General features: G+C 66.3%; 14 protein-coding genes. 12 read left to right on the top strand and 2 right to left on the bottom strand.

Features of this window, described 5'->3' with window-relative positions; genetic code table 11:
• Positions 1-124: 124 nt before the first annotated feature.
• Complete coding sequence (locus tag ACEQX1_RS11250) at positions 125-919, bottom strand: response regulator (protein WP_009210301.1); 795 nt, start codon at positions 917-919, stop codon at positions 125-127.
• A gap of 353 nt (positions 920-1,272) precedes the next feature.
• On the opposite strand from ACEQX1_RS11250, the gene ACEQX1_RS11245 reads away from it, so the two are divergent.
• The 7 genes from ACEQX1_RS11245 (at position 1,273) to ACEQX1_RS11215 (ending at position 4,242) form a co-directional block, all read left to right on the top strand.
• A complete protein-coding gene (locus ACEQX1_RS11245) occupies positions 1,273-1,455 on the top strand; it encodes a NepR family anti-sigma factor (RefSeq protein WP_155898450.1) in 183 nt (60 codons plus the stop codon).
• Positions 1,456-1,461: 6 nt separating this feature from the next.
• Positions 1,462-2,013, top strand: coding sequence for a sigma-70 family RNA polymerase sigma factor (locus ACEQX1_RS11240; protein WP_370193670.1), 552 nt, complete (start codon positions 1,462-1,464; stop codon positions 2,011-2,013).
• Between the two features lie 162 nt (positions 2,014-2,175).
• Entirely contained in the window at positions 2,176-2,532 is a 357-nt protein-coding gene (locus ACEQX1_RS11235) for a YqjD family protein (RefSeq protein ID WP_230784647.1), read from the top strand.
• Positions 2,533-2,534: 2 nt separating this feature from the next.
• A complete protein-coding gene (locus tag ACEQX1_RS11230) occupies positions 2,535-2,984 on the top strand; it encodes a hypothetical protein (protein ID WP_370196832.1) in 450 nt (149 codons plus the stop codon).
• 76 nt (positions 2,985-3,060) lie between these two features.
• Complete coding sequence (locus ACEQX1_RS11225) at positions 3,061-3,507, top strand: host attachment family protein (RefSeq protein ID WP_024350365.1); 447 nt, start codon at positions 3,061-3,063, stop codon at positions 3,505-3,507.
• Positions 3,508-3,563: 56 nt separating this feature from the next.
• A complete protein-coding gene (locus ACEQX1_RS11220; protein ID WP_370193668.1) occupies positions 3,564-3,824 on the top strand; it encodes a hypothetical protein in 261 nt (86 codons plus the stop codon).
• Positions 3,825-3,873: 49 nt separating this feature from the next.
• Positions 3,874-4,242 carry a hypothetical protein gene (locus ACEQX1_RS11215; protein ID WP_370193667.1) on the top strand — a complete coding sequence of 123 codons (369 nt, stop codon included), beginning with the start codon at positions 3,874-3,876 and terminating at the stop codon, positions 4,240-4,242.
• Between the two features lie 81 nt (positions 4,243-4,323).
• Here the strand turns inward: ACEQX1_RS11215 and ACEQX1_RS11210 are convergent, their stop codons facing one another.
• On the bottom strand, positions 4,324-5,238 hold the full coding sequence (locus ACEQX1_RS11210; RefSeq protein ID WP_024350362.1) for a diacylglycerol kinase family protein: 915 nt from the start codon (positions 5,236-5,238) through the stop codon (positions 4,324-4,326).
• Positions 5,239-5,441: 203 nt separating this feature from the next.
• On the opposite strand from ACEQX1_RS11210, the gene ACEQX1_RS11205 reads away from it, so the two are divergent.
• The 5 genes from ACEQX1_RS11205 (at position 5,442) to ACEQX1_RS11185 (ending at position 14,069) form a co-directional block, all read left to right on the top strand.
• A complete protein-coding gene (locus ACEQX1_RS11205) occupies positions 5,442-5,606 on the top strand; it encodes a DUF1328 domain-containing protein (protein WP_024350361.1) in 165 nt (54 codons plus the stop codon).
• A 183-nt stretch (positions 5,607-5,789) separates the two neighbouring features.
• Positions 5,790-7,388 carry a PRC-barrel domain-containing protein gene (locus ACEQX1_RS11200; RefSeq protein ID WP_370194230.1) on the top strand — a complete coding sequence of 533 codons (1,599 nt, stop codon included), beginning with the start codon at positions 5,790-5,792 and terminating at the stop codon, positions 7,386-7,388.
• A gap of 236 nt (positions 7,389-7,624) precedes the next feature.
• Positions 7,625-8,968 (top strand): efflux RND transporter periplasmic adaptor subunit, encoded by a 1,344-nt coding sequence (locus ACEQX1_RS11195; protein ID WP_370194229.1) that lies wholly within the window; start codon positions 7,625-7,627, stop codon positions 8,966-8,968.
• Positions 8,968-12,135 (top strand): efflux RND transporter permease subunit, encoded by a 3,168-nt coding sequence (locus ACEQX1_RS11190; RefSeq protein ID WP_370196831.1) that lies wholly within the window; start codon positions 8,968-8,970, stop codon positions 12,133-12,135. Before ACEQX1_RS11195 ends, ACEQX1_RS11190 begins: the two co-directional genes overlap by 1 nt.
• 83 nt (positions 12,136-12,218) lie before the next feature.
• Positions 12,219-14,069 carry an ABC-F family ATP-binding cassette domain-containing protein gene (locus ACEQX1_RS11185; protein ID WP_370194227.1) on the top strand — a complete coding sequence of 617 codons (1,851 nt, stop codon included), beginning with the start codon at positions 12,219-12,221 and terminating at the stop codon, positions 14,067-14,069.
• Positions 14,070-14,207: the final 138 nt, after the last annotated feature.

The following is a 14,207-nucleotide window of genomic DNA, read 5'->3' as shown; positions in this document are numbered from 1 at the left end:
TGGCGACCGGCGCCCGGTGTCGGGCGATGCCACCGCGGCACCGCAAGCAAAGTGCTCCCGGCGGGTCGCGTCCGGCCCATCACGGGTCGACACGCTCCGCGCCGGGGACAACAGGCGACGTCCGTCAGGCCGCCGCCTTCTTGTCGGTCTCGAAGAACAGCGCCTGGCTGATCAGCGCCTTGACCATGTCGGGATTGAACGGCTTGGTCACCAGGAAGGTCGGCTCCGGGCGTTCACCCGTCAGCAGCCGCTCCGGGAAGGCGGTGATGAAGATCACCGGCACCGACACCTTGTTCAGGATGTCGTTGACCGCGTCGATGCCCGAGCTGCCGTCGGCAAGCTGGATGTCGGCCAGCACCATGCCGGGCCGCTGCTTGTCGAAGAGCTCGATCGCTTCCTTGTGGGTCCGGGCAATGCCCGTCACCGCATGACCGAGGCTCTCGACCATCTGCTCGATGTCCATCGCGATCAGCGGCTCGTCCTCGATGATCATGATCTCGGTCGAGACCTGGCGGCCGATATCGGTGCTGGCCTGATCGATCAGCTCGGAAAAGCGCGTCTCGTCGATGCTCAGGATCGTCGCGGCTTCCTCCGAGGTGAAGCCCTCGACGGCGACGAGCAGGAAGGCCTGCCGCGGCAGCGGCGAGATCGCCTTCAGATTATGCGACGCCTTCTCTTCCCAGGCCGAGGTCGGGGCATCCTCGCGGATGTTCACTTCGACGGACTGCCAAAGGGAGGAAAACAGCTTGTAGAGCGAAATGCGCGGCGTCTGGTCGTCCGAGAACAGGCTCGGATCGGCGATCAGCGCTTCCAGAACCGCAGCCACATAAGCGTCGCCGCTCGCCTGCGAGCCACTCAAAGCCCGGGAATAGCGCCGAAGATACGGAATATGCGGCGCTATGCGGGATGACATCGACATATAAAAACCCCTCGAGTCGATCGAGACAAACACGTTCACAATGCGCTCGGAAACGTCCTTGTCGAAATAAAGTTCCGTGACCGGGAACCGGATCCGCCTCCCAGCCCTTTCAGATGGGATGTTGAAGTCGGATGGAAACCTCGGCGCTTGGATTCCAGGGCAAAAATCGCCTTGGACTTGAGGCGCCGATGTCTGCGTCTATATTCCGACCTCGACTGGAAGCAATGCGAGCTACGAATGCACACCATGCCGAACGCCAGACACGCGAATTCGAACAGAGCGCCGCGCTCCGGGACTGCCGTAACCGTGCTTCGAGACGCGTGATGGACGACCGGAAGAGCAAGGACGAGAGCATGCAGACTTCCCACGCACAGCGATCGGAGCGCTCGTCGGACAACGGCGTCCAGTCCGCCATCGGCAAGCGTCTGAAGGCCTATTACGACGATGTCGCGAGCGAGCCGGTCCCCGACCGCTTCCTGTCGCTGCTGGATGCGCTGGATGCCGCCGAGTCGTCGTCCAAGGCGGGCAGCAAGTAGGCTCCCATGACAGAACAGACGGATTTCCGTAGCGATCTGATCGCCATCATCCCGAATCTGCGTGCATTCGCGGCCTCGCTCGCCGGGTCGTTCGACCGCGCCGACGACCTCGTGCAGGAGACCCTCGTCAAAGCGTGGGACAAGCAGCACACCTTCCAGCCCGGCACCAACCTCAAGGCCTGGCTGTTCACTATCCTGCGCAACGAGTTCTACACGCAGATGCGCAAGAAGGGCCGCGAGGTTCAGGATGTCGACGGGATCCACGCCATGCAGCTGGCGGGCCATCCCGAACAGCATGGCCATCTGGACCTGCAGGATTTCCGCAAGGCGCTCGACATGCTGCCCGACGATCAGCGCGAAGCCCTGATCCTGATCGGCGCGTCCGGCTTCTCCTATGAAGAAGCCGCCGACATCTGCAAATGCGCCGTCGGCACCATCAAGAGCCGCGTGTCGCGGGCCCGGACCCGCATCGGCGAACTTCTCGGCATCGAGGGTGACGGCGAATACGGGCCGGACTCGATCTCCTCCCAGATCATCGGCGTCGCGCCGGCCGCCTGAGGCCACGTCGGCAAACAGCGCGGCGCCGCGCTGCATCGCGAGAAAACCCTCGCCAAACCGGGAACCCCAAGCCCTCGAAACAGTTTCAGTCAGAACCGGATCGCTCACCTCCGAATGGAGGAGACAACCGGATCGTCAGTTTCATTTCGAATGAGGTTCAGCATGGTTTCCGATACCACCCCCCACAATTTCCAGTCCGGTGGCACTCCGGGGGGCGCTTCCACCGCTGAGGACAAGGCGGATTTGGAAACCCAGATCGATCATCTCCGCAAGGATCTCGCCGGCGTGACCGATGCGCTGAAGTCGCTGGCCTCCAACCAGGCCGACGATGCCCGTCGCAACGTGTTCGCCCTGCGTGACGACGTGCGCGAGCGCGGCGAGCGCTATATCCAGCAGGCTCAGGATGCAGCGTCCGACCTGGAAGAGCAGCTGAGCGAGCGCGTCCGTGCCGAGCCGATCAAGAGCGTCCTGATCGCCGCGGCCGCCGGCTATCTCTACGCGCGCATCTTCCGCCGCTGATCATGCTCTCTCAGCTAGTTACGAAGCTGATCACCGGCGAGGCGGGCGTCTTCCTCGCGCGGATGAAGCGGGTCGTCGCGCTCTATGTCGTGATGGCCGTCTTCGCCCTCGGGATGGCGATGTCGCTGCTTCTGGCGCTGTTCGTCTACCTCGCCCAGATCTTCGGCCCGCTTCCGGCCGCGCTCGGTTTCGCCGGCGTGTTCTTGGTGCTGGTGATCCTGACCTACATTGCGGTCATCATCGCCCGGCGTCCGCCGAAGAAACGGGCGGACGACCGGTTGCAGCGTGACATCGCGTCCATCGCCGGTGTCGCCGCCGTCTCCAACCTGCCGCTGATCCTCGGCACGGTGAAGCGCAAGAAGGGCCTGCTCATCCTGCCCATGGTCGCCGCCGGCGGCTGGGGCGTGTGGCGGGCGATCGCCGCCTACAAACGCGACGGCCGCTACCACTGAGACGTTCGGCGCGCCCGCGGCCCGGTCGCGCCGAGCCCCGTGCTCATCGCGGTCCCGAACGAAACGAGGTGTTCCCATGACAGCTCCGACCATCGACCACGACACATGGATTCTCGTCGCCGACGGGCAGAAGGCATTGTTCCTCTGCAACGAGGGCGACGACGAACTTCGCAACTTCGCGGTGCGCCGCGTCGAGGAACAGGACAATCCGCCGGATCGCGAGCAGGGTACCGATCGCCCCGGGCGGATGGGTGACCAGGGATCGGCGCATCGCTCGTCGGTGGCGGAGACCGACTGGCATCAGCTTGCCGAAGACCGGTTCGCCAAGGACCTCAGCGATATCCTCTATCGCATGGCTCACAAGAATCGCTTCGAGAAGCTCGTCCTCGTCGCTCCCCCGAGGGTCCTCGGCGAACTGCGCCAGGAACTGCACAAGGAAGTTCAGGACCGGATCGTCGGTGAAGTGCCCAAGACGCTGACCAATCACCCGATCGACCGGATCGAGACGCTTCTCGCCGACTGACAACAATCGACGCCACCGGCCGCCCAGACGCGGCGGGGTCGTCCGGAGGAACCCATATGTCCAATATCGATCCCAATCGCGCCCGTCAGGGCGAAAAGGGCACACCGGTGCTGATGATCCTCGTCGCCGGCCTCGCCCTGTGCGCCGTGGTCTTTGCCGGTCTCGGCATCTACGCCTGGACGATGCCCGACGAGGATGTCGCCGTCGAAGGCGAGGCTATCGAAAAGCCGGCCGAGGCGCCGACGACCGACGGCAGCGGACTTGCAACGCCGCAGGATTCCGACACGGCCGCGCCCGAAGCCGAGAGCGCCCAGTAATTTCGCATACCGGCGTCCGTCATGGACGCCCAACACAGGGAGAGGTGCCATGCCCGATCCGAACGAACATCCGCAGAGTGAAGTGATCGCGGTCGATCAGGAGCCGGGCGGCGACGCCGACCAGCCCGGCATTGCCCAGCCGATCTCGCAGGACGAGATCAGCGACCTGCTCAACAACACCCAGATGCCGATCGAGGAACGCGAAGCCCGCCTGCACGAGATCGCCCAGCGCCTCGGCACGCGCGAAAACATCGATCTCGCCGACGAGTTCGATCCGATGCGCGAGCAGGTCAACGAAGCGCTGAACATGCTGGCGAGCGGCGGCCACAGCTACGGCTCGCTCGATGCCGCAGGCTTCGATCCCGACGAGCGCTCGGATGCCCAGGCGCCGGACGATACAGGACCGTCCAAGGTCTGATACCGCGGATCGCCGCAGCCGCCGTGATACGACAGCAGATATGAGAAGGGGCGCAGCCGGGCTGCGCCCCTTCTTGCGTTGTCAGCGCAGATAGGTCGCGTCGCTCGGCGCGAGGACGTTCAACCCCTTCGGGGTCAGCGTCACGGTCATCTCCGGCTCGATATCGACCAGTTCGCCATCCCGGACCGCACGGTTGCGATGGTGGCGCCCGCGGTAGAAAATCCGGACCTCGTGCGCGGAGGTCACCTTCAGGCTCCGGTTCTGGCGCCAGGTTCCCAGCATGATGTCCACGGCGACCTTCAGGACCGAACGCAGGTCGCGGTCGATGCAGATATAGATGCCGAGCTCGCCGCCCCTCGGATCGTCGGCATAGGGAATATGGCCGTCACCGTAGAGATTGTTGGAGATGGCGATCGCCGGGCTGGCGATCCGCTGCATGACGCCGTCGATCTCCAGTTCCAGCTCGACCACCGGGAAGCGCCGCAGCGCCATGAAGACGGCGCGGGTCGTCGCCATCATCTTGCCGAGCCGCGAGGCGTAGGAGATCTTCTTGCGCATGCGCACCATGCGGGCGTGCAGGCCCACGGCATATTGGTGCACGAAGGGCGTGCCGTTGACCGAGGCGATGTCGACCGGCGTGATGACGCCCGAGGCGAGTGCGGCCACCGCCTGATCCAACGGCAGCGGAATCTGCAGCGTGCGGGCGAAGAGGTTCATCGTGCCGGCCGGCAGGATGCCGAGCGCAATGCGCCCGTTCGCCAGCGCCGTGGCCGCCGCCGAGACGGTGCCGTCGCCACCACCGACGAGGAGAACGTCGATATCCTCGCGCTCGGCCGCCTTTCCGATGGCAGCGACGATCTCGTCTCCCGAGCAGTCGTCCACGGTCAGCTCGTGGCCGTGCATCCGGAACTCGTCCTGCATCAATGTCGTGAGTTGTCCGAGATCGGTTGTCTTCAGACTGCCGCCGTCGCGGTTGAGGAGAGCGAGAATCTTCATGGGGGGTGATCCGGAACGCGTATTGCGGGAGCCTGGGCAGCGGACGACTAACTAGGCCGCCCCTGTAGCATCGCCACGTCCGCCAGACACGACCAATCGCATCCATCGATAGTTGCCGATCGGAACCACCGGGACGATGGGGCGTTCGCCCCCCATACAAACGCCAGGCGCCGGTTCCCCCGCGCCCTCACTAGGAGACTACCATGATCGAATGGATCGTCATTCTGCTCATCGTCGCCGCCGTCGCCAGCCTTCTGGGCTTTCGCGGCGTCGCCGGGGCCTCTGCCGGCATCGCGAAGATCCTGATCTTCATCGTGCTGGTGGGCCTGCTGCTCATGCTGCTGTTCGGCGTTCTGGTGTTTGCCTGAAGCAGGACACAAGCATGCATCCGGCGCAGCGCCGCTGCGCTGGATGGCAAAAAACAGGAAGAGAACCGGAACCTTACGGCCGCTCAGTTCTTCCTCTCCCAGATGCCGCGCGACACATGTTTTCCACGACACCATGCCGCGCGGCAGTCGCCTATCGGAAACAATAGACCAGGAGGTCTTATCATGATCCGCACGTTGCTTGCCACTACCGCTCTCGCATCCGTTATCGCAACGGGTGCCTATGCGCAGGACGCCGCCACGACCGCAGAGACCACGGCCCCGGCCAAGGTCGAAGCATCCGCCGATGCCAACGCGACCGCCACGGCCGCCCAGTCCGGCAATTATCTCCGCAATCTCTCCGCCGACCAGTATCTGGCGTCGGAGCTGAACGGCAAGACCATCTACGCGAGCGACGCCGAGGATGCAGAATCGATCGGTGAGATCGAGAACTTCCTGGTCGGCAGTGACGGCAAGGTCGTCGCAGCGGTCGTCGATGCGACCGTGAACGACGAATCGCGCCGTGTCGCCATTCCGTTCGACCAGATCTCCTGGTCCATGACCGATGAGGACGATGTCCGCGCCGTTCTGAGCGCCGGTGCCGATCAGCTGGCACAGGCTCCCGAGTTCACCATGCCGGACGAGCAACAGGCTGCTGCAACCGACGCCGGCATGAGCGGCGACGCCATGGGTACGGGGACTGCTTCCACGCCGCAGACCGAGACGGCCGCCGCACCGGCGGCTCCGGTCGCAGCGGATGATGCCGCCGAGACCAACACGATGGCTGCCGGTTCCGCGACCTCGGAGACGGCTTCCCAGCCGGTCGAGACCGCTGCCGCCGGTCAGGGCGAGTATCCGAGCACCGTCGGTGCCGACCAGTATCTTAGCGAGAACCTCATCGGCGCGTCGGTCTATTCCGGCCCGGGTGAGGATGCCGAAAGCCTCGGCGACATCGGTGACCTCGTCGTCTCGTCGTCCGGCCAGGTCGAAGCAGGCGTCGTGGGCGTCGGTGGCTTCCTCGGCATCGGCGAGAAGGACGTCGCCGTTCCGTTCGACCGTCTCGAGATGACCCGCGCCGACGGTGACGAGGTTCGCATCGTAGCCTCCGCTACCCGCGAGGAACTCGAGCAGGCCTCCTCCTTCGAGGACGAGCGTCCGTCCGAGATGGCGGCCGAGAACGAAGGCGAGATGACGCCGACGGCTGAAGCTCCGACCGATGAGCCGACCGAGCGCGTTGCCGATGCGGCCGAGACCACCGAGCAGCCGGCCGACAACATGGCCGCGACGGACGGTGTCGTGACGGCGACCGGTACGGCAGCCGGCACGGGCATGGCGGCGAACTCCACCGCCGAGAACGACACGACCGCTTCGGTCGGTGGTTCGTCCGAGCGTTCGCAGATGACCCCGGTCACCGACTCGGCTCAGCTGACCGCCGACAACCTGATGGGCACGACCGTCTACGGTCCCGATGACTCCACCGTTGGCGACATCGGTGACATCGCGCTCAACGCCGAAGGTTCGGTCGACGCCGTGATCGTCGATGTCGGTGGCTTCCTCGGCATTGGCGAGAAGCCGGTGGCCGTGGCCATGGACAACCTGCAGTTCATGCAGGACGCGAACGGCTCGATGTATCTCTACACGCAGTTCACCGAGGAGCAGCTCGAGAACGCGCCGGAGTACAACGCCGACACCTACGCCGACAACCGCGAGACCATGCGGATCCAGAACGGCGGCATGATGGGCAACGACGCATCGACGTCGGAGGCACCGGCCGTCGCAAACTAAGCGACATCCGACTGCACGCATCGAAGGGGCTCGCCGAAAGGCGGGCCCTTTTTCGTTGGGCGGTTCGGTGCGGGAATGGCCACCCGTGCCGAAGTGCCACGCTTGTGATCGCGTTGTTACGGCTGAATTACAGTTCGTAACAATTCCAGCCGCAAACCGCCGAAATCTCTCCTATACTGGCAGCATCGGCCAAGGCGGCCGGACCTCGCGCAATCCTTACGAGTACAAGCGATCCCATGGGTTTCCTGAAGCAGATCTTCGTCACGATCCTGGTGCTGGCCGTCGCGGGTGCGGCCTACATCAAGTTCGACCCGTCGGCGGGGCGTTCCCTGCTCGCAGCGGATCTGCCCCTGCCCGATCCGCTGCGCTCGGCCATTCTGTGGATCGCTCCGGAAGCCGGCGAACCCGCCCCGGAGATCGCCAGCGGCGAGGGTCAGCGCTCCGGCGGGCGTCGCCGCGGCGGTGGTGCGACGATGGTCGTTTCCGCCCCGGTGACGACGGGCTCCACGCGGACCCGCATGCGGTCCATCGGCACCGGCGAAGCCGCCCGTTCGGTGGTCGTCCATCCCGACAATACCGCCGGCATCATCGAGGAAGTCGTCGTCCAGTCTGCCGACATGGTGGAGGAAGGCACGGTCCTGGTCCGGCTGGAACGGGCCAGCGAGGAACTCGCGGTCGATCGCGCACGGCTCGCCCTCGAGGCCGCCGAGGACAAGGTCGCCCGCTTCGAGCGCCTGCAAAGGGCCAACACGCTCAGCGCCGTCGAGGTCACCGATGTGACCCGCGAGCGCGACAATGCCAGGCTCGACCTGCGGTCCGCCGAGATCGCGCTCGGCAAGCGCGACATCCGCGCGCCGATCTCCGGGCGGGTCGGCATCATCGCCGTCGATCGCGGCGATCTGGTCTCCACCGATACGGTGATCGCCACCGTGGACGACCGCGAGCATCTGAAGGTCATCTTCTATACGCCGGAAAGCTTCGTGCAGCAGCTGGCCATCGGCACGCCGGTCGAAGCGGTGTCCACCGCGCGGCCCGACACGGTCTATGAGGGCGAGATTACCGCCATCGACAGCCGTCTCGACGAGGCAAGCCGCACCCTGCGCACCGAGGCCCGCATCGAGAACGGCTCCGACGATCTGCGTCCGGGCATGTCGTTCAGCGTGTCGCTGTCGCTGGAAGGCGAGACCTTCCTGTCGGTCGACCCCATTTCTGTCGTCTGGGAGCGTACCGGTCCGATCGTCTGGAAGATCGTCGACGGCAAGGCACAGAAGGCATCCGTGCGGATCGTCGAGCGGACGATCGACCGTGTGCTGGTCGCCTCGGACGATCTCGCCGCCGGCGACTCCGTCGTCGTCGAAGGGCTGCAGTCGGTCCGCGAAGGCGGCGCCGTCGAAAGCATCAATCACGCCCCCGCGCCGGACGGCGCCGCGCCTGCCGCGCCGGTCCCCTCCGCCAGCACCGCGCCGAAGCCCGGCAGCGACGACCGCGCAACGGCGCAGGGCCTCGTCGGCATTGCGCAGGCCAATGCGGCCGAGCAGCCGCAGGTCGGCGGTCAGGCTTCCGCGGGAGCCGCCCGCTGATGAGCACGCCGGCCAAGCCCGACGGCATCACTGCCTTCACCAGCCTGTTCATCCGCCGGCCGGTGCTGACCATCGTGGTCAACCTGCTGATCGTGGTGGCGGGCCTCGCCGCCTTCGGCGCCATCGAAGTGCGCGAACTGCCGAATGTCGACCGCCCGGTCATCAGTGTGTCCATCGACTTTCCCGGGGCGTCTCCCGAAACCGTCGACCGGCAGATCACCAGCGAGATCGAAAGCGCCGTGGCGCGCGTTTCGGGCATCGCCTCGGTGTCGTCGAAGTCGGAATTCGGCGACAGCCGGGTGACGATCGAATTCACCGACACTACCGATCTCAACGTCGCCGCCAGCGACGTGCGCAACGCCGTCAGCCGCATCGCCAACAGCCTGCCGGAAGGCGCGGAGGAGCCGCGCATCGTCAAGGCCGACGCCGACGCCTCGGCGATCATGCGCCTGGCGGTCACCGCCCCCGGCCTGTCGATCGAGGACCTGACGACGCTGGTCGAGGACCGGATCGCCGATCAGCTCGCCGCCGTCGAGGGCGTTGCCGACCTGCAGATCTACGGCGAGCGCGAGAAGGTCATCTATGTCGACGTCGACCCGGACAAGCTGGCGACGCGCGGCCTGACCCTCGGCACCGTCTCGACGGCGCTGCAGAACGCCGCGCTCGACGTACCGGCCGGCTCGCTCGGATCGCCCTCGCAGGACCTGATCGTGCGGGCCGACGCCAACGTGACCTCGCCGGAAGAGTTCGAGACCATCTTCCTCGACGACCGCACCCGGCTCGGCGATGTCGCCAGCGTGCGCTTCGGCCCCGATGATGCCGCGTCCCAGCTGCGCCGCAACGGCGAGACCGGCGTCGGCATGGGCGTCGTGCGCCAGGCCGGGTCGAGTACGCTCGACATTTCCGACGGCATCCGCGCAGAGGTCGCCAATCTCAACGAGACCCTGCCCGACGGCGTCACCGTGCGCGTGACCAGCGACGACGCCACCTTCATCAACGGCGCCATCCACGAGGTCGAGATCGCCCTCGGCATCTCGGTCGCCGTGGTGATCTTCGTGATCTTCCTGTTCCTGCTGAATGTCCGCGCGACGATCATTCCGGCGGTCACGATGCCGATCGCGCTGATCGGCGTCGTCGCCTTCATCTATCTCGTCGGCTTCTCGATCAACATCCTGACGCTCCTGGCGCTGGTTCTGGCCACCGGCATGGTCGTCGACGACGCGATCATCGTTCTGGAAAACATCGTGCGCCAGCGCGACATGGGCGCGCGTCCGCAGGCGGCTGCCGTCCTGGGCACGCGCGAAGTGTTCTTCGCGGTCATCTCCACCACTGCGACGCTGGCGGCCGTCTTCGTGCCGATCTCCTTCCTGCCGGGCCAGGCCGGCGGCCTGTTCCGCGAATTCGGCTTCGTTCTGGCGATGGCGGTGGTGATCTCCTCCTTCATCGCCCTCACCCTCTGCCCGATGCTGGCGGCGTATTTCCTCAAGGCGCGGGAAGCCGAGCGTCAGCCCGGCCCGTTCCAGCGATCGGTGCGCTGGTTCGGAGCGCGCCTCGCGGGCATGTACGCCGTCTCGCTGCGCTTCAGCCTCGCCTTCCCGCTGCTGATCGTCGTCGGCGCCGGCATCTTTTCCTTCGCGGCCTATCTCACCTTCCTGCAGATGCCGCAGGAGCTGACGCCGACCGAAGATCGCGGCGTCGTCCTGATGAGCATCAGCGCCCCGCAGGGCGCCAGCCTCGAATACACCAACGCCCAGCTTCGCCGGGTCGAGGACGTGGTCATTCCCTATGTGGAGAACGGCGAGGCCGACAACGTCTTCGCGATCTCCGGCCGCGGCTCGGCCAATTCGGCCTTCCTCGTTGTGTCGCTGAAGGACTGGGCGGTGCGGGCACGCAGCCAGCAGGAGATCGTCGCCGAGATCAACGGCAAGCTGCGCCGCATCACCGGCGTGCGGGCTTTTGCCATCCAGCCCAACTCGCTCGGCATTCGCGGCGGTGGCCGCGGCCTGCAGTTCGCCATCGCCGGCCAGAATTTCGAAGAGCTCGCCGAGAGCGCTGACGAACTGCTGGCGGCGATGCAGGCGGACGGCCGCTGGGGCGACGTGCGACTGTCCGAGGATGCCACCCAGCCGCAGCTTTCGGTGGTGATCGACCGCGCCCGGGCCTCCGACCTTGGCATCGACATCGACGGGCTGGCGACCGCCATGCAGGCGCTGCTCGACGGCCGCGAGATCGGCCAGACCTATGTCGAGGACAAGCAGATCCCGATCAGGCTGATCGCCAGCTCCGATCCGGTCAACGACCCCGACGACATGCGCAACATCTTCCTGAAGGCGAGCGACGGGCGGATCGTGCCCATGTCGACGGTGGCAAGCGTCGAGGAAAAGCCGATTGCCCCGGCGCTGACCCGTGAGAACCGCTCGCGGGCCGTCTCGCTGTCGGCGCAGATTCCCGACAGCTACTCGATCCAGGAAGGCTGGACGGATCTGCAGGTCTTCGCCGAGGAGATCCTGCCGGCCGACCAGCGCCTTGTGCCGCTGGCCGAGGCCGCAACGCTGAACGAGACCAATAGCGGCCTTGCCCTCGTCTTCGGCTTCGCCATCGTCATCATCATCCTGGTGCTGGCGGCACAGTTCGAGAGCTTCGTCTCGGCCTTCATCATCATCGCGACGGTGCCGCTGGGCATCGCCTGCGCGATCTTCGCGCTCGACTTCTTCGGCACGAGCCTCAATCTCTACAGCCAGATCGGCCTCGTGCTGCTGGTCGGGATCATGGCCAAGAACGGTATCCTGATCGTCGAGTTCGCCAATCAGCTGCGCGAGGAAGGCCTATCGGTCCGCGAGGCCGTGGAGCAGGCAGCGCTGATCCGGCTGCGGCCGGTGATGATGACCATGATCGCCACCGTCGTCGGCGGCGTGCCGCTGGTGCTGGCCTCGGGCGCCGGCGCCGAAGCGCGCGTGGCGCTCGGCTATGTCATCGTCGGCGGGCTCGGCCTTGCCACCTTCTCGACGCTCTATGTCACGCCGGTCGCCTATCTCATTCTCGGCCGGTTCTCGACGCCGAACGCCGAGAAGTCGGCCCGGCTGCAGCGCGACATCGCCGAGGCGGAAGCGGCGCAACGCGAGCGGGGCAGAGACCGGGATGCGGGAACGGTGGCGCCGGCCGAATAGGCCGGCGGATGCCGCGCACAGGCAGACGCCGAACAGGCGAAAGGCCACTTCCCCCACTCGCCCATCCCCGCTAGAACGCGGCCATGGCACCCCCTCCCCTATTGCGCCTTGATGGCGTCCGCCTCACCTTCGGCGGCACGCCGCTCCTGACCGGCGTCGAGCTGAACGTCCTGCCCGGCGAGCGCATCGCGCTGGTCGGTCGCAACGGCTCGGGCAAGTCGACCCTGATGAAGATCGCCGCCGGACAGGTCGAGCCCGACGGCGGCGAAGTCTTCCTGAAGCCCGGCACCACCCTGCGCTACCTGCCGCAGGAGCCGGATTTCGGCGACTTCAAGACGGTCGGCGCCTATGTCGCCTCGGGCCTCGGGCCCGCCGACGATCCCTACCGGGTCACCATGTGCCTCGACGCGCTGGGCCTGACCGAGGACATGGAGCCGCATCACCTGTCGGGCGGCGAGGCTCGCCGCGCCGCTCTGGCGCGCACGCTGGCGCCCGAGCCGGACATCGTGCTGCTCGACGAGCCGACCAACCATCTCGACCTGCCGACCATCGAATGGCTGGAAGACGAGGTGCGCCAGATGAAGAGCGCCGTCGTCGTGATCAGCCATGACCGCCGCTTCCTGGAACGCGTCACCCGCTCCACGGTCTGGATCGACCGCGGCGCGGCCAAGCGCCTCGACCAGGGTTTCGGTTCCTTCGAGGCTTGGCGCGACAAGGTGCTGGAAGAAGAAGAGCGCGACCTGCAGAAGCTCGACCGCAAGATCGTGCGCGAGGAGCACTGGCTGCGCTATGGCGTGAGCGCGCGGCGCACCCGCAACATGCGCCGGCTCGGCGCCCTCCACGATCTGCGCCAGCAGCGCCGCGACACCCGCCGCGCCATCGGCCAGGTGTCGATGGAGGCCAGCGCCACGCGCGAGAGCGGCAAGCTGGTCATCGAGGCCTTTAACGTGTCGAAGGCCTATGACGGCCGCACGCTGGTCGACGATTTCTCCACCCGCATCGCCCGGGGCGACCGCGTCGGCTTCGTCGGCCCGAACGGCGTCGGCAAGACGACGCTCCTGAAGATGCTGATCGGCGAGCTGAAGCCGGATTCCGGCCGTGTGAAGCTCGGCACCAATCTCGACCTCGCCTTCCTCGACCAGAAGCGCGCGGCCTTGGCCGACGATCTGTCGGTGCAGGACGCGATCACCGACGGCCGTGGCGACCAGGTGATGGTCAATGGCGAGCCGCGCCATGTGGTCGGCTATCTGCGCGACTTCCTGTTCACGCCCGAGCAGATCCGTACTCCGGCCGGCAAGCTGTCGGGCGGCGAGCGGGCGCGCCTGCTCTTGGCCAAGACGCTGGCGACGCCGGCGAACTTCCTCGTCCTCGACGAGCCGACCAACGACCTCGACATGGAGACGCTGGATCTGCTCGAGGAGCTGATCGCCAATTATCCCGGCACCGTGCTTCTCGTCAGCCACGACCGCGACTTCCTCGACCGCACCGTGACCAGCGTCATCTCGCCCGACGGCAACGGCCACTGGCTGGAATATGCCGGCGGCTACAGCGACATGGTCGCCCAGCGCCGGGACGCCGCCAAGGCCGCGGCCTCCGCCGGCAAGCCGTCCGACAAGGGCGGCGCGAAGAACGGTGCCGGCAAGAGCGGCGGCGGCACGCCGGGCGCCTCCGGGGGCGGCGCCGGCAAGGGCGGATCGTCCAAGCTGTCCTTCAAGCAGAAATTCGCGCTCGAGAACCTGCCCAAGGAGATCGCCAAGCTGGAAGCGGCGATCGCCAAGGCCGAAGCCGAGATCGCCGATCCCGCCCTGTTCACCAAGAACCCGGACCGCTTCGCCAAGCTGGCCGCCGGGATCGACAGGGACCGTGCGGCCCTCGCCAAGGCCGAGGACGACTGGCTGGAGCTGGAAATGGTCCGCGCCGAAGCGGAAGACTAGGTTGGTGGCGCCTGCGGGCGCGCCTTCCGACCCGAAGGGGTCAGCCCGGTGCAACCTTCGTCTGCGACGAACAAGCGCCGGATGATATGGCGCAATGGGCAATGAAGCCCGTCTGAGCTTTGGGGTCTGGCGGAACGC

It is taken from the genome of Aurantimonas sp. (assembly GCF_964217435.1).
GTDB classification, from domain to species: Bacteria; Pseudomonadota; Alphaproteobacteria; order Rhizobiales; family Rhizobiaceae; genus Aurantimonas; species Aurantimonas coralicida.
Note: the sequence above shows the minus strand (reverse complement) of the source record. Positions and strands in the feature narration are given on the sequence as shown.

Excerpts from the sequence above, each read along its gene's own strand:
- ACEQX1_RS11250 (WP_009210301.1), bottom strand. The coding sequence starts at position 919 with ATGTCGATGTCATCCCGCATAGCGCCGCATATTCCGTATCTTCGGCGC.
- ACEQX1_RS11245 (WP_155898450.1), top strand. The coding sequence starts at position 1,273 with ATGCAGACTTCCCACGCACAGCGATCGGAGCGCTCGTCGGACAACGGC.
- ACEQX1_RS11240 (WP_370193670.1), top strand. The coding sequence starts at position 1,462 with ATGACAGAACAGACGGATTTCCGTAGCGATCTGATCGCCATCATCCCG.
- ACEQX1_RS11235 (WP_230784647.1), top strand. The coding sequence starts at position 2,176 with ATGGTTTCCGATACCACCCCCCACAATTTCCAGTCCGGTGGCACTCCG.
- ACEQX1_RS11230 (WP_370196832.1), top strand. The coding sequence starts at position 2,535 with ATGCTCTCTCAGCTAGTTACGAAGCTGATCACCGGCGAGGCGGGCGTC.
- ACEQX1_RS11225 (WP_024350365.1), top strand. The coding sequence starts at position 3,061 with ATGACAGCTCCGACCATCGACCACGACACATGGATTCTCGTCGCCGAC.
- ACEQX1_RS11220 (WP_370193668.1), top strand. The coding sequence starts at position 3,564 with ATGTCCAATATCGATCCCAATCGCGCCCGTCAGGGCGAAAAGGGCACA.
- ACEQX1_RS11215 (WP_370193667.1), top strand. The coding sequence starts at position 3,874 with ATGCCCGATCCGAACGAACATCCGCAGAGTGAAGTGATCGCGGTCGAT.
- ACEQX1_RS11210 (WP_024350362.1), bottom strand. The coding sequence starts at position 5,238 with ATGAAGATTCTCGCTCTCCTCAACCGCGACGGCGGCAGTCTGAAGACA.
- ACEQX1_RS11205 (WP_024350361.1), top strand. The coding sequence starts at position 5,442 with ATGATCGAATGGATCGTCATTCTGCTCATCGTCGCCGCCGTCGCCAGC.
- ACEQX1_RS11200 (WP_370194230.1), top strand. The coding sequence starts at position 5,790 with ATGATCCGCACGTTGCTTGCCACTACCGCTCTCGCATCCGTTATCGCA.
- ACEQX1_RS11195 (WP_370194229.1), top strand. The coding sequence starts at position 7,625 with ATGGGTTTCCTGAAGCAGATCTTCGTCACGATCCTGGTGCTGGCCGTC.
- ACEQX1_RS11190 (WP_370196831.1), top strand. The coding sequence starts at position 8,968 with ATGAGCACGCCGGCCAAGCCCGACGGCATCACTGCCTTCACCAGCCTG.
- ACEQX1_RS11185 (WP_370194227.1), top strand. The coding sequence starts at position 12,219 with ATGGCACCCCCTCCCCTATTGCGCCTTGATGGCGTCCGCCTCACCTTC.